Genomic DNA, 12,452 nt, shown 5'->3' on the forward strand with positions numbered 1-12,452 from the left:
AAAGATATCTACTGTAATAACGTATATCTCTACCTCAACCCCTTAAAACCCCAATGAATTTAATCCATGTTATTATCCTTGCAATTATTGAAGGGATAACTGAATTTTTGCCCGTATCATCAACCGGGCACATGATCATTGCTTCATCAGTAATGGGCATAGCAGCCGATCCTTTTGTAAAGCTTTTTACTATTGCCATACAACTGGGTGCCATCTTATCGGTAGTGTTCCTGTACTGGAGAAGGTTCCTCCAATCGGTTAATTTTTATTTAAAACTGTTTATCGCTTTTATACCTGCAGCGGTATTTGGCGTATTGTTTAGCAAAAAGATAGATGCTTTATTGGAGAGCGCGCTTACCGTTGGTATTACCCTTTTTGTTGGCGGTATTATTTTATTGTTTGTTGATAAATGGTTCAACAAGCCTATGATTAAAGAAGAAAAAGAAATCAGCAATTTAACTGCATTTAAAATAGGTTTTTTTCAGTGTTTAGCCATGATCCCCGGTACATCGCGTTCGGCTGCTACTATTGTTGGTGGCATGGCGCAAAAGCTAAACCGAACTGCAGCTGCCGAGTTTTCATTCTTTTTGGCGGTGCCCACTATGTTTGCCGCGACTGCAAAAAAACTATACGACTTCCATAAAGAAGGGCACGTATTTACCGGCGAAGAAATTAAATTACTGGCCATAGGTAATATCATTGCTTTTATTGTTGCCATGCTGGCTATTAAAACATTCATTACTTTTCTTGAGCGCCGTGGTTTCCAGATTTTCGGCTGGTACCGTATTGTGATTGGAGCTGTTATCATAGGATTAATTTTGAGCGGGCACCAATTACAAACGATTTAAGCATTTAAGTATATCACATTAATTTTGCCGCGCCGGATCATTCTCATATCAAAAGAGATTGATCCGGCGTAGTAATTTATAGCTTGTCCGGCAATAGGGCCGAAAATCGTACCTTTGCGAAAAATCGGATAAATTGATCCGGTGTAAATAAAAGATTTGAAGAACACGTACACCAAAATAGAGGAATTTGCCGAGGGTCAGCTACTGCTGGTTAATAAACCGTACCAATGGACAAGCTTTGATGTGGTTGGCAAACTCCGCAATTCATTTAAGCCGCTTAAACTAAAGGTTGGCCATGCAGGCACGCTTGATCCGCTGGCTACAGGCCTGTTAATCATTTGCACCGGTAAAATGACCAAGCAGATTGATACTTTCCAGGCCGAAGAAAAGGAATATACCGGGACCATGGTATTGGGTGCTACTACCCCCTCGTACGATATGGAAACGGAGCCAGACAAAAGTTTCGACATCAGCCAACTCACCGAAGAAATGCTGCGTAACAACTGCAGACAGTTCATTGGCGATATCCAGCAATATCCGCCGGCGCACTCGGCCATAAAAGTTGATGGCGAGCGTTTATATGAAAAAGCACGCCGGGGCGAGGATGTGGAACTGAAGCTCCGTAACGTCACTATAACTAAGTTTGAACTAACCCGCATTGAGCTGCCCGAGGTTGATTTCAGGGTGGTGTGCAGTAAGGGCACTTACATCCGTTCGCTGGTGAATGATTTTGGCGCGGCTTTAGGCAACGGGGCTTATCTTTCAAAACTACGACGTACACGCAGCGGTAACTTCAGAATTGAGGATGCCTGGGAAGTGATGGAACTGGTAAATACTGTGAGGGAATTAAAAGTATCAGATGTACATACAGCGCGGTAAAGGAAATTTACAAAGCTCAAACACTCCGGTTTTTAATCCCATCAACTAAAAATTAACTTTGTGTTTTACTCATAAATGAGGGTTTACAATAATATCGACGAGATTTACAGCGGTAAACAATGCAGTAGTCACCATCGGTACATTTGATGGGGTACACTTAGGGCACCGTAAAATTATCTCAGGCATTAAGGAGCTGGCTGAAAGCACAGGAGGCGAAACGGTAATCCTTACTTTTTTCCGCACCCGCGTATGATCCTGCACCCGGAAGATGAAAGCCTGAAACTGATAACCACCATTGCCGAAAAGGCCGACCTAATGGAACGTATCGGGGTTGACCATCTCATTATAACCCCTTTTTCAAGAGATTTCTCCAATCAATCCGCCGAAAGCTATATCCGTGATGTGCTGGTTAACAAAATTGGTACAAAAAAATAGTAATAGGCTATGACCATCGCTTCGGGAAAGACAGGCAGGGCGGCTTTGAAGACCTGCAGCGCCTTGGCCCTGTGTATGGTTTTGATGTGGTAGAAATTCCCGAACAGGACATCAACGAGGTGGCCATCAGCTCAACCCGTATCCGCAACGCCCTGTTAAGCGGCGATATTCATTTGGCTAATGCCTTTTTAGGCTATCCTTTCTTTATTACCGGAAAGGTTGTCCGCGGCGATCAGATCGGCCGTCAGCTTGGTTATCCGACAGCCAATATCGTGGTTGAAGAAAAATATAAGCTTATTCCATGCGATGGTATTTTTGCGGTAACAGTAATTATAGCTGATCAGAAATATAAAGGGATGGCCTACATCGGCAGTCGCCCAACGGTCAATGGCCTTAGCCGCAATATCGAAGTAAACATCTTTGACTTTAACGAAGAGATCTATAATCAGACTATCCGTATGGAATTTCACCACTACATCCGGAGCGATGTTAAGTTTTCATCGCTCGACGAGTTGAAAGTTCAGCTGGCCCAGGATAAGGTTGATGTGTTGAAAGTCATGAATTGAACCATGATTTGCTTGATTTAAGGATTACCTTGAATTTGGCATTAATCGTATCAGGCAATCCTTAAGTCAAGAAAATCAAGATTTTTAGTGTTTGAAAAACGACAGATAAATCTGCTTTACAACGTGATACACTGCAAATGCGAAAAATAATATAGCTATGCTGGTATTGATAAGCCTGGTGCTTAACGCAAATCTTTCCTGTATGTATTTAGCGAATTTGGCATAGATAAACAGGCATAAAAAAGCACCTGCTGCCGAACCCAGACTAAAAATAACAAGAGCTACGCGGCCATCAAGGATCCATTCATGCGTAATGAGGTATGTGCCTGTAACCATCCAGAAGGGTACCTGCATGGGGTTTAGAAAGCCTAATAAAATACCGTATTTAATACTGGCGTGTTCAGAGTAATTGGCTTTAGGTGGGGCATTGCGATGAATCCAAGTGATATAACCCATTACACCAAACAAAACCACCATGATCCAGTCGATGATGGTGCCCAGTTTCAATTGTCCCGAAAGCCAGCGGGCAGCATGCATAATAAAATAGGTAAAGAAAAATTCAACTGCCGAAAAAGCTGTAATAAAACGTACAGCCTCTTTTATGCCACGGTTTATAGTGATCTGTACTAAAGTTAGGTTTATATTGCCGGGTGGTATATAGCCTATGAAATTAGCTATAAGCCCGATGAAAAAAGTCAAAAATATCATTGCAGCAAAGATAGGTTGTTAATTGGAGTTGGCAAATTATTGTCTGAGCCACGATTTATAGGATTTGAGTATTGTCCGATGTCGGCATTAGAATCCAATAATCTGACAAATCCGTTTAATCCCGGTTCAGAATCTTCCTTACATTTGCAAACTTTAACTTGTTAACATGCCAACAAAAAAAATAGTTTCGTTACTACCGGCCGCTACCGAAATAATTTGTGCTTTAGGATTAGAGAAAAACCTGGTGGGGCGTTCGCACGAATGCGATTTTCCGGCATCTGTTAAAGAATTACCCATATGTACTGAAGCTAATTTTCCGGATGGTTTGAGCAGCGCCGATATTGATATAAAAGTGAAAGAGATCCTGGCCGATGCGCTCTCGGTTTATACCGTAAAACGGGAACAAATTAAAGCACTTTCACCTGATGTAGTGATAACACAAGCCCAGTGCGAGGTTTGCGCCGTATCGTTAAAAGATGTTGAAGAAGCGCTTGAAAACTACCTGGATAAACAGGCACAAATTATATCCCTGCAGCCTAACAGTCTCGATGATATTTTTGAGGACATTGTTACCGTTGCCAATGCACTGAACGTGCCCGCGGCCGGTGCCGAACTGCTTGAAAGCCTGCAGGAACGGGTTGACATTATTAAGCATAAACTGAAATTTATAGACAGCAAACCCACCGTTGCGTGTATTGAATGGCTGGAGCCAGTAATGATATCCGGCAACTGGGTACCAGGCCTGGTAAACATAGCCGGCGGAACGCCTGTTTTGGCACAGGACGGCAAGCACTCACCTTATATTGAGTGGGATGAGATCCTGCAGCAGGACCCGGAAATTATTGTGGTGATGCCTTGCGGCTTCAGTATTGAACGCACCATGCGTGAGATAAACCTCCTTTTGGACCGCCCGGGTTTTGCATCACTCAAAGCAGTAAAAAGCGACAGGTTTTATATTGTCGATGGCAACCAGTATTTCAATCGTCCCGGCCCAAGGATTGTCGACTCAATAGAGATCCTGGCCGAAATCATCCGCCCTAAGCAGTTCATATTTGGTTATGAAGGGGAAGGGTGGATTAAGTTTTCCCTTTAAGTCTTGAGTCACTACTGCCGCAGGTTTAGCGATAGCGTAACCTGTGGTCTGTCTCTATAAAAAACACTTATTAAAATAATTTAAAAAGTAATATATTTACCTGTCTGTTTTCTCCCAGGCACAGGATCAATTATGAACAAAATTTTTACGCTGGTGGTTATCGCCGCGGTTTTTGTATGCAGCGGTTTTAAAATTAATGATGATAAAAAACCGAACGTAACCAACCTGCACCTCACCTGGCAGGTAATGGATAATAACTATCAAAATAAAAACCAAGCCCTCACCGCACTGGTGATTACCAATAAAAGTCGTGAGGTTTTGCCTGCAGGGGGATGGAAGATCTACTTTAATTCCGGGCGCGGTTTTACCAAAACGGCCGTTAGCAATAACGCCCTGATTGAACAGGTCAACGGCGACTTATACAGCATAACCCCAACATCAGGCTTCAAAGACCTGAAACCCGGCGAAACCTCCCGCATTGAATTTGTGTGCGATGACCCTGTGGTAAACATTACCGATGCACCTGAAGGGCCATACCTTGTTTGGGATAATGCCCCTGAAAAAGGCTATTCTTTCGGCTCATATGATATTACGCCGTACAAACCAACTTACCAGGGCTTAATAACCCCCGAAATTGTTTATGACAGGAATAAAACGGTTGCCGATATTCCTGCCGATCAGTTACTGAAAGTTTTCCCTACACCGGTAAGTTATAGCCTAAGCAGCGGCAGTTTTTCGTTCACTGCAGGTGTTCAGGTTTCATCTGCCGATGCGCGGTTCAGCAAAGAAGCAGCTGTTTTACGTAATTACATTGGCGGCATCTTCGGAAAAAGGAAACAGGAAAACCGGGTAAAGTTATTTCATTTGAATACAAAGCCGGTTTGGGCAATGAAGCTTACGAGCTAAGTGTAAAACCAACCACTGTGGTTATCCGCGCATCTGCAAATACCGGCATCTATTATGGTATTCAATCATTCAAAAGCCTGATCCCGGCGAGCGCTTTAGCTAAAACGCCATCATTGGTACAAATTCCATGCGTTGAAGTTACCGATGCCCCTCGTTTTGCGTATCGTGCCGTAATGCTTGATGTAGCCCGTAACTTTCAGTCAAAACAGCAGGTGTTGAAATTACTGGAAGCGATGAGCCTGTACAAGCTTAATGTGTTGCACCTGCATTTAACGGATGATGAGGGATGGAGAATAGAGATTCCTGCGCTGCCTGAGCTTACTGCTGTCAGCTCGAAACGCGGGCATACCCTTGATAGCAAACGCCACCTGCCACCGTCGCACGGCTCTGGCCCGGAGGTTAATAACCCTTTTGGCACCGGCTATTATACGAAAGCAGATTATATCGAGATCCTGAAATACGCCAATGACCGTCATATCACTGTAGTACCTGAAATTGAAACACCGGGGCACGCCCGCGGAGCTATTAAAGCAATGAACGCTCGCTATGACCGATTAATGGCCGAAGGCAAAAAGGCTGAAGCTGAAAAATATTTACTGTATGATCCCAATGATAAATCTGAGTATCGCTCGGTACAATACTGGAACGATAACGTGATTGATGTATCGCTCCCTTCAACCTATAACTTTGTGGAGACTGTTGTAAATGACCTCATCAGCACTTATAAAGAAGCCGAAGCGCCACTGCCCACCATCCACTTCGGTGGCGATGAGGTCCCTGCCAATGTGTGGGAAAAATCACCTGCTTATGCAGCGCTTAAGTCTACCCATCCCGAAATACAGAGCACTAATGATCTTTGGTATTATTTCTACGGAAGGATTAATGAAATCCTGAAAGCGAAAGGTATCCGCCTGTCGGGTTGGGAAGAAATGGCGCTGCGTAAAACAACCCTCGACGGTCAGCCGGCTTACGTACCAAATCCGGATTTTACAAAAGAACACCTACAGGTTGATGTTTGGAACAACGTATTAGGCGGAGGGCAGGAAGATTTGGCTTACCGTTTGGCTAATGGTGGTTACAAAGTAGTGCTAACCTGCGTTACCAACCTGTATTTTGATATGGCCAATTACAAATCATTTGATGAGCCGGGCTATTACTGGGGCGCGTTTTTAGGCATTGATAAATTCTTCTCATTTATTCCCTACGATTATTTTAAAAATGCCGACGTTGATAAGCAAGGCAACCCGATAAACAGGAATATCTTCATCGGCAAGCAACGCCTTACCGATTATGGTAAAAGCAATATAGTAGGCTTGCAAGGTGCCTTATGGGCCGAAACAGTGAAAGGCCCCGAAAGAATGGATTACATGATTTTCCCGAGGCTGCTTGGCCTGGCTGAACGTGCCTGGGCGCAAGACCCGGCATGGGCCACCGAAAAAGACCCTGTAAAAAGCAAAGAGGCATACCAGGTAGCCTGGTCAAACTTTTTGAATGTGTTGGGCAAACGAGAACTGCCACGTTTATCCTATTACAACGGTGGCTACGATTATCGTGTGCCTAAGCCAGGGATCAGCCTGCAGGATGGTAAATACTTGAGCAATGTGGAGTTCCCGGGTTTAACTATCCGGTATACAACCAATGGTAAAGATCCTGACGCTGGCAGTAAGGTTTACACTGGCCCTGTTAACTACAATGGCGGCGTTATCAAATTCCGCGCTTTTGATCCGAAAGGCAAGGGAAGCAATATAGCTGAAGGAGGTAATAACAATTTGAATCCGTAGTTTCAGTTTGCAGGTCGCAAGCTAAAAAAGTCCGGTGTTTACTTCGTAAAACACCGGACTTTTTTATTTACAAATGCCGCCGCTCGGCTCCTGCCGTGTGGCAACTATTCTACGGCCTCTGGCCGCCGTAAACAAGCATGGCGAACACAGGCCAGAGGCCTGGAAATAATCGACACTCGGCTGGAGCCGAGCGTCGGCGTATTTTGGCCTTTACTTACTATGATCTATGAACCATCAACTATTAACCATCTAATACATAAAATTCATCCCAACCGAGTAATTCCTCAGCGGAGCCGCATTATAATATCGGTTACCTACAGCATTCAAATCATTACCAAGGCTATATTTCTGATTCAGTAAATTATCCGCGGCAGCAAATATTTCAAAACGGATTTTACGGCCAATGGTTGGCTGATAGCTAACGCGGGACTGCAACAGGTTATATTTTGGCGCATATATGGTGCTTGCATCGTTCAGCGGAATTTTTGAAGTAAAGGTATGCTGAACAAATAATGCAATACTTTCAGGGAACCTGATCTGCAGGCTGCTTACAAATACGTTTTTAGGTACGCCGGTTAGCCTGTTACCCGAATAATTGGCATTGGTAACCATATAATCCCTAAACCGGAAATGACTGTACGTAAAAGATTCGTTGAGTTGTAGCCCGCGAATGAAGTTATACCTGTTTGGGCGAATAATCCAATAGTATAATGACGCTTCGGTGCCTAACTGGTTGGTACCACCGGCGTTGATGTAATGCTCGGTTTCATTAGCATTTAGGCGGCGTACTATGGCATTGTTTAAGCGATAGTAGTAAACAGATGCATCAAGCATAAAAGTTTCGTCGCTGTTGCGCAGGCGGAAGCCAGTTTCGTAGTTCCAGCCGTATTGGGCCTGCAGGCTGGTGTTTACAATATTGTCAGTTGGCCGTACCTCGGCAGTTGTAGGACTTGAATAACCGCGACTTACACTTGCCCGCCACGCCAATGCGTTAATGAACTGGTATGATAAAGCCAGCCTCGGCATCAATTGCGCGCTAAAGTTTCGGTTAGTAAAGTTGTTTTGATTAAGCGGATACAGGTTTTTAAAATCATAACCATAATCGTTTAAGCTTACCGCGGCTTCAATATGCAGGCGTTTATACACATCGGCAGCATAACGGGCAAATACAAAATGCTGGTTGGTGTGGATATAATCAACGGTTTGGGTGGTATCTTTTACCCCCTTTTTATTACCATAATTGGCAATGTGCGAGTTGGTTTGCTGCCATTCAAAACCGAGGTCAACTTTCCAGTTTAAATTGGGTTTCTTATCGCCGGTTAGTTCAAAATAGGTGCGGAAGCCATAGGTATTTTCACTGCGTTGTTCATAGTTGGTGATAAACGGATTGGCAAAATCAACGTGATTGCCAAACACAGCCAGCACGTTGCGGATGTGGTCGTTAAAATGATATTCGTTGGTTAAGCCGCCTAAATACATTTTGGTAGTAATACCTATGCGTTGCTGAATAGCCCCTGGCAAAGTTGCCGTAGGCTGGCGGGCTAATCTCGGATTGACGGTATACTGGGCCAGGTTTAAGCCACCCGGTGTTTGATAGGCCAAATCGGAATAAATGCCCAATGCTTTTAAGGTGTTTTTGCCGCTGTAGTTCCAGCTATCGGCCAGTTGCAGGTAGTTGCGGTGGGTATCGCTGTTTTGCCTGTAGCCATGATAGGTTTGAAAGCTTTGGTTAATGTTGAGCAGGTAATTGGTAGTTTTTAATTGTACTGCTGCTTTTTCATGAAACAACCCGTATGAACCGCCATTTATCCCGGCCGAAATATAGGTACTGTCGTTATACCGGTTAAGCGGACTAAGAATGACTACCCCGCCTGAGTTTGCCCCAAATAAGCTGCCATCCGGGCCCTTTAATATTTCAACCTTTTGTATGGCCGCTATATCAATGGCATTTAAATAACTGTTGCCGCCAGCGTCGGTAAGCGGGATATCGTCAAAATAGATCTTTACGTCCCTCACGCCAAAAGGCGAACGTAATAAACTGCCCCTGATGGATAAACGATAACTGCCTGGCGAACGCTCCTCGGTACGTACCCCCGGAACCGTATTTAAGGCGTTTACAAATGAATTATCAGGCTGGATCCTGAGCTGGGCTGCATTAAGCACACTTACCGACGCCGGTACGCTTATCACAGGCTGATCGCTCAGGTAACCTTTGATGATCACCGGTTTAAGCTCGGTGGTATCTCTGTTAGGCTTGATCTTATTTTGTGCGTGGGTTACAGTAAAAGCTGCAAGTATAAGAGTTATAAGAGTAAAGCGTTTTAGCATAGATTGACAATCAGGGATGACCCTCAAAAATAGTTGTTTATACTTGTAAAAGGATATTGCAGATTTGTAAATATCTTGATGTTGTGAGTGGGCGGCGCTGAAACTTACGAAGTTTTGAAAACTTCGTGAGTTTGGGCTTGGGTCAATGCCGCCCTTTTACTTTTGTCCCCTAATCTCAGGGACTGTTTAAAAACGGGAAATATTCATAGCCGTTGGTTTTAACCAACGGAAAAAAAGCTGAAAAGTCTTGGCTTTAGCCCAATTGTGCAAAAGAATTTTGGCTGAAGCCCCCTTATTATTACTCATTATTCCGTTGGTTAAAACCAACGGCTATGATTCCAATATGATACATAAATAATTCGAATCAAATTTAAACAGCTTCTTAGGGGTGAGAAACAAACATAAAAGCCTTAACAAATTGATTTTGCTAAGGCCTTACAGTCAATGACTTCAATAATATAATTAGATCTTTCCAAAAATCTCCGCGAGCTTATTCTCCAGATCTTCACCCCGCAGGTTTTTTCCTATGATCTTTCCGTTAGGATCTAACAAAAAGTTTTGAGGAATTCCGCGTACTGCATACAGATCGGCTGCTTTACTGTCCCAAAACTTAAGGTCGGATACATGGTTCCAGGTGAGGCCATCTTTGTGAATAGCTGCCAGCCATTTATCTTTCGCATTCGGCCTGTCGAGCGACACGCCAAGTATGGTAAAGTTTTTGCCTTTATAAGCGTTGTAAGCCTTTACCACATTAGGGTTTTCGCGACGGCAAGGGCCGCACCATGATGCCCAAAAATCTATCAGTACATATTTACCACGAAATGATGACAGGCTAACCATTTTACCCGCAGTATCAGCTTCGGCAAATTCGGGTGCGGTTGCACCTAATGCCACAGCTTTTAATTTTGGCAGGCGTTCGGCAAATTTCTTACCTGCTTCCGTTGCTTTAATAGCAGGACTGAAGCTGTTGAACAATGGGGCAATATCTACGTAATCGGCACTGTAGGCATATGATTCAAGCGCGTTAAGGCTTACGTATGAATCGGGGTTTTCCTGGATAAACTTTTTATTTACCTGCGCGTCCTGGTCGTCGATCTTTTTTCTTCGGCATTTAGTTCGGCCATTTGCTCCGGCGTGGCGGTTTTACGTTTTGCGGAAAGCGCCTCATAGGCATCATTAATCGGTTTTTCGGCCAGGTTATATTTTTCGTTATCGTTATTGGTTTTGGTACCTTCTATTTTGGCATCAGCAATTTTATCAGGGGCGCTTACGTTGATGGTACCTGGTTCAAGGTAAATGGAACGATAATCTTCTGAGCTATGCAGACCGGTACCTTTGGGGTTAAACAAAATATAACCGCTTACAGGTGTTGTTGTGCTTGTTTTACCGGTAAATTTAAAGGCTCCTCCGTTCAATACTGCCGAATCGACAACCGTTTTTCCATCTTTACGATATTGCACATAGACTTTCGCCGGTGCGTTATAGTCGCCAATTTTACCTTGCACAGTATATTGGGCATCCTGGGCAAAAGCTAAAGCAGGGGCGCTTGCAATTGCTGTTAAAGCTATTTTTTTAATTGAGGTCAAGTTCATATCGCAATATAATAAAATTAGCCGGGTATTAAATATCCGGCTAATTCAACGGTGAATATGACATATTAATTAATATTGCCCTGGCAGGGGCCATATTATCAATTAATTGTATTTTCCAAATAGCTGTTCCAGTTTGGCATCAAGATCTTCGCCGCGCAGATTTTTTGCAATGATTTTTCCCTGCGGATCGATCAGGAAGTTTTGAGGGATAGATGTTACTGAATATAACGCCGCTGCCTGGTTGTTCCAGAATTTAAGATCAGATAATTGCGTCCATTCCAATCCGTCGCTTTTAATGGCAGCAAGCCATGCCGATTTGCCGTCGGGCCTATCCAACGAAACCCCAACTACCGTAAAGTTTTTGTTTTTGAACCTTGCATAGTTACGTACCACGTTCGGGTTTTCCTGGCGGCAGGGACCGCACCATGATGCCCAAAAATCAAGTAACACATACTTGCCCCTGAACGACGATAGCTTTACAGGTGTTCCGTTAACGTCGTTTTGTATAAAATCAGGAGCTTCGGAGCCAATAGCCGTAACTTTTAGGGCGTCGAGCTGCACCTTCATCATTTTACCGGCTTCGGTATCTTTGATTTTTTGAGATAACGAATTGTATAATGGCTCAACTTCGCTAAGGTCGGGAGCAGGACCACTTACCGAGGTTAGTGCAAGTAAGCTCAAATAACTATCGGGGTTAGCTGCAATAAAGCTTTTCAAGGTTGTTTTTTGCTCTGTTTGCAGGGCTTTATACCTTGCCTGCATGGCACTCCTGAAAGCTGCCGATTTTTGCTGCTCCGGCGTTGCTGCCTTAGCCTCAGCCATCAGTTTTTCTCCTTTTTGATTGATGGCTTTTAACTGAGCCTGGAGTTTTACATTATCTGTATTAAGTTGCGAACCTGTGATCTGCGCTTTATCTATCGAATCTTTACTGGTGATGGTAATGGTACCTTTTTCCAGGAAAAAATCTATGTCGTCGGCCGTCTTTGAAATCAGGCTGCCGTTATCGGCATATTTATAGTTACCATCGATAAATTTTTCGAGGGGTAAACCCTTATAGTTAACAGCTAATGTGGCATTAACGGGGTTAAATATCGTGCCGGTAAATGAAAATGCACCGTTAACCACATTGGCCGAATCGGTAACATTATTAGCACCCAGTTGGTACGATAAATATACTTTGGCGGGTGTGGTGACATTGCCTAATTTACCATTAATAACAAAGGTGTCTGTAGCCTGTGCAAGCGCAGTTACCGGCAGCATGGCGGCTATGTAAAAAAATAATTTCTTCATTAAAATATATAAAAACTCTACGCTGC

10 protein-coding genes and 1 pseudogene are annotated in these 12,452 nt (G+C 43.7%); 6 read left to right on the forward strand and 5 right to left on the reverse strand.

Going from position 1 to position 12,452, the window contains the following annotated elements:
* Positions 1 to 53: 53 nt before the first annotated feature.
* The 3 genes and pseudogenes from ACQ86K_RS29110 to ribF all read left to right on the forward strand — a co-directional run.
* Positions 54 to 848 (forward strand): undecaprenyl-diphosphate phosphatase, encoded by a 795-nt coding sequence (locus tag ACQ86K_RS29110; RefSeq protein WP_091167458.1) that lies wholly within the window; start codon positions 54 to 56, stop codon positions 846 to 848.
* Positions 849 to 995: 147 nt separating this feature from the next.
* Positions 996 to 1,727, forward strand: coding sequence for a tRNA pseudouridine(55) synthase TruB (gene truB / locus ACQ86K_RS29115; RefSeq protein WP_375339189.1), 732 nt, complete (start codon positions 996 to 998; stop codon positions 1,725 to 1,727).
* Positions 1,728 to 1,896: 169 nt separating this feature from the next.
* Positions 1,897 to 2,728, forward strand: a pseudogene (ribF, locus tag ACQ86K_RS29120) (riboflavin biosynthesis protein RibF); the annotation flags it as partial.
* 84 nt (positions 2,729 to 2,812) lie between these two features.
* On the opposite strand, the gene ACQ86K_RS29125 reads toward ribF, so the two are convergent.
* On the reverse strand, positions 2,813 to 3,436 hold the full coding sequence (locus ACQ86K_RS29125) for a LysE family transporter (RefSeq protein WP_091167448.1): 624 nt from the start codon (positions 3,434 to 3,436) through the stop codon (positions 2,813 to 2,815).
* Positions 3,437 to 3,602: 166 nt separating this feature from the next.
* On the opposite strand from ACQ86K_RS29125, the gene ACQ86K_RS29130 reads away from it, so the two are divergent.
* The 3 genes from ACQ86K_RS29130 (at position 3,603) to ACQ86K_RS29140 (ending at position 7,216) form a co-directional block, all read left to right on the forward strand.
* Entirely contained in the window at positions 3,603 to 4,529 is a 927-nt protein-coding gene (locus ACQ86K_RS29130; protein WP_091167446.1) for a cobalamin-binding protein, read from the forward strand.
* A 132-nt stretch (positions 4,530 to 4,661) separates the two neighbouring features.
* Complete coding sequence (locus ACQ86K_RS29135; RefSeq protein WP_431199228.1) at positions 4,662 to 5,435, forward strand: carbohydate-binding domain-containing protein; 774 nt, start codon at positions 4,662 to 4,664, stop codon at positions 5,433 to 5,435.
* The gene (locus tag ACQ86K_RS29140; RefSeq protein WP_431199229.1) at positions 5,411 to 7,216 is read left to right on the forward strand and encodes a family 20 glycosylhydrolase; all 1,806 of its coding nucleotides are present in this window, start codon (positions 5,411 to 5,413) and stop codon (positions 7,214 to 7,216) included. The genes ACQ86K_RS29135 and ACQ86K_RS29140 overlap by 25 nt, the downstream gene beginning before the upstream one ends.
* A gap of 249 nt (positions 7,217 to 7,465) precedes the next feature.
* Here ACQ86K_RS29140 and ACQ86K_RS29145 read toward each other — a convergent pair whose 3' ends face one another.
* The 4 genes from ACQ86K_RS29145 to ACQ86K_RS29160 all read right to left on the reverse strand — a co-directional run bounded on the left by ACQ86K_RS29145 (position 7,466) and on the right by ACQ86K_RS29160 (position 12,426).
* On the reverse strand, positions 7,466 to 9,544 hold the full coding sequence (locus ACQ86K_RS29145; protein ID WP_091167440.1) for a TonB-dependent receptor: 2,079 nt from the start codon (positions 9,542 to 9,544) through the stop codon (positions 7,466 to 7,468).
* A 462-nt stretch (positions 9,545 to 10,006) separates the two neighbouring features.
* Positions 10,007 to 10,519: a peroxiredoxin family protein gene (locus tag ACQ86K_RS29150; RefSeq protein ID WP_431199230.1), complete on the reverse strand. Its 513-nt coding sequence runs from the start codon at positions 10,517 to 10,519 to the stop codon at positions 10,007 to 10,009.
* A 95-nt stretch (positions 10,520 to 10,614) separates the two neighbouring features.
* Positions 10,615 to 11,136: a DUF4369 domain-containing protein gene (locus tag ACQ86K_RS29155; protein WP_431199231.1), complete on the reverse strand. Its 522-nt coding sequence runs from the start codon at positions 11,134 to 11,136 to the stop codon at positions 10,615 to 10,617.
* A gap of 102 nt (positions 11,137 to 11,238) precedes the next feature.
* Positions 11,239 to 12,426 (reverse strand): TlpA disulfide reductase family protein, encoded by a 1,188-nt coding sequence (locus ACQ86K_RS29160; protein ID WP_176625469.1) that lies wholly within the window; start codon positions 12,424 to 12,426, stop codon positions 11,239 to 11,241.
* Positions 12,427 to 12,452 lie beyond the last annotated feature (26 nt).

It is taken from the genome of Mucilaginibacter sp. P19, assembly GCF_050632265.1.
Lineage (GTDB): Bacteria > Bacteroidota > Bacteroidia > Sphingobacteriales > Sphingobacteriaceae > Mucilaginibacter > Mucilaginibacter gossypii.

Bases quoted from the DNA above. Each gene is read 5' to 3' on its own strand.
- ACQ86K_RS29155 (WP_431199231.1), bottom strand. From the start codon at position 11,136: ATGAACTTGACCTCAATTAAAAAAATAGCTTTAACAGCAATTGCAAGC.
- ACQ86K_RS29145 (WP_091167440.1), bottom strand. From the start codon at position 9,544: ATGCTAAAACGCTTTACTCTTATAACTCTTATACTTGCAGCTTTTACT.
- ACQ86K_RS29160 (WP_176625469.1), bottom strand. From the start codon at position 12,426: ATGAAGAAATTATTTTTTTACATAGCCGCCATGCTGCCGGTAACTGCG.
- ACQ86K_RS29110 (WP_091167458.1), top strand. From the start codon at position 54: ATGAATTTAATCCATGTTATTATCCTTGCAATTATTGAAGGGATAACT.
- ACQ86K_RS29135 (WP_431199228.1), top strand. From the start codon at position 4,662: ATGAACAAAATTTTTACGCTGGTGGTTATCGCCGCGGTTTTTGTATGC.
- ACQ86K_RS29125 (WP_091167448.1), bottom strand. From the start codon at position 3,436: ATGATATTTTTGACTTTTTTCATCGGGCTTATAGCTAATTTCATAGGC.
- ACQ86K_RS29130 (WP_091167446.1), top strand. From the start codon at position 3,603: ATGCCAACAAAAAAAATAGTTTCGTTACTACCGGCCGCTACCGAAATA.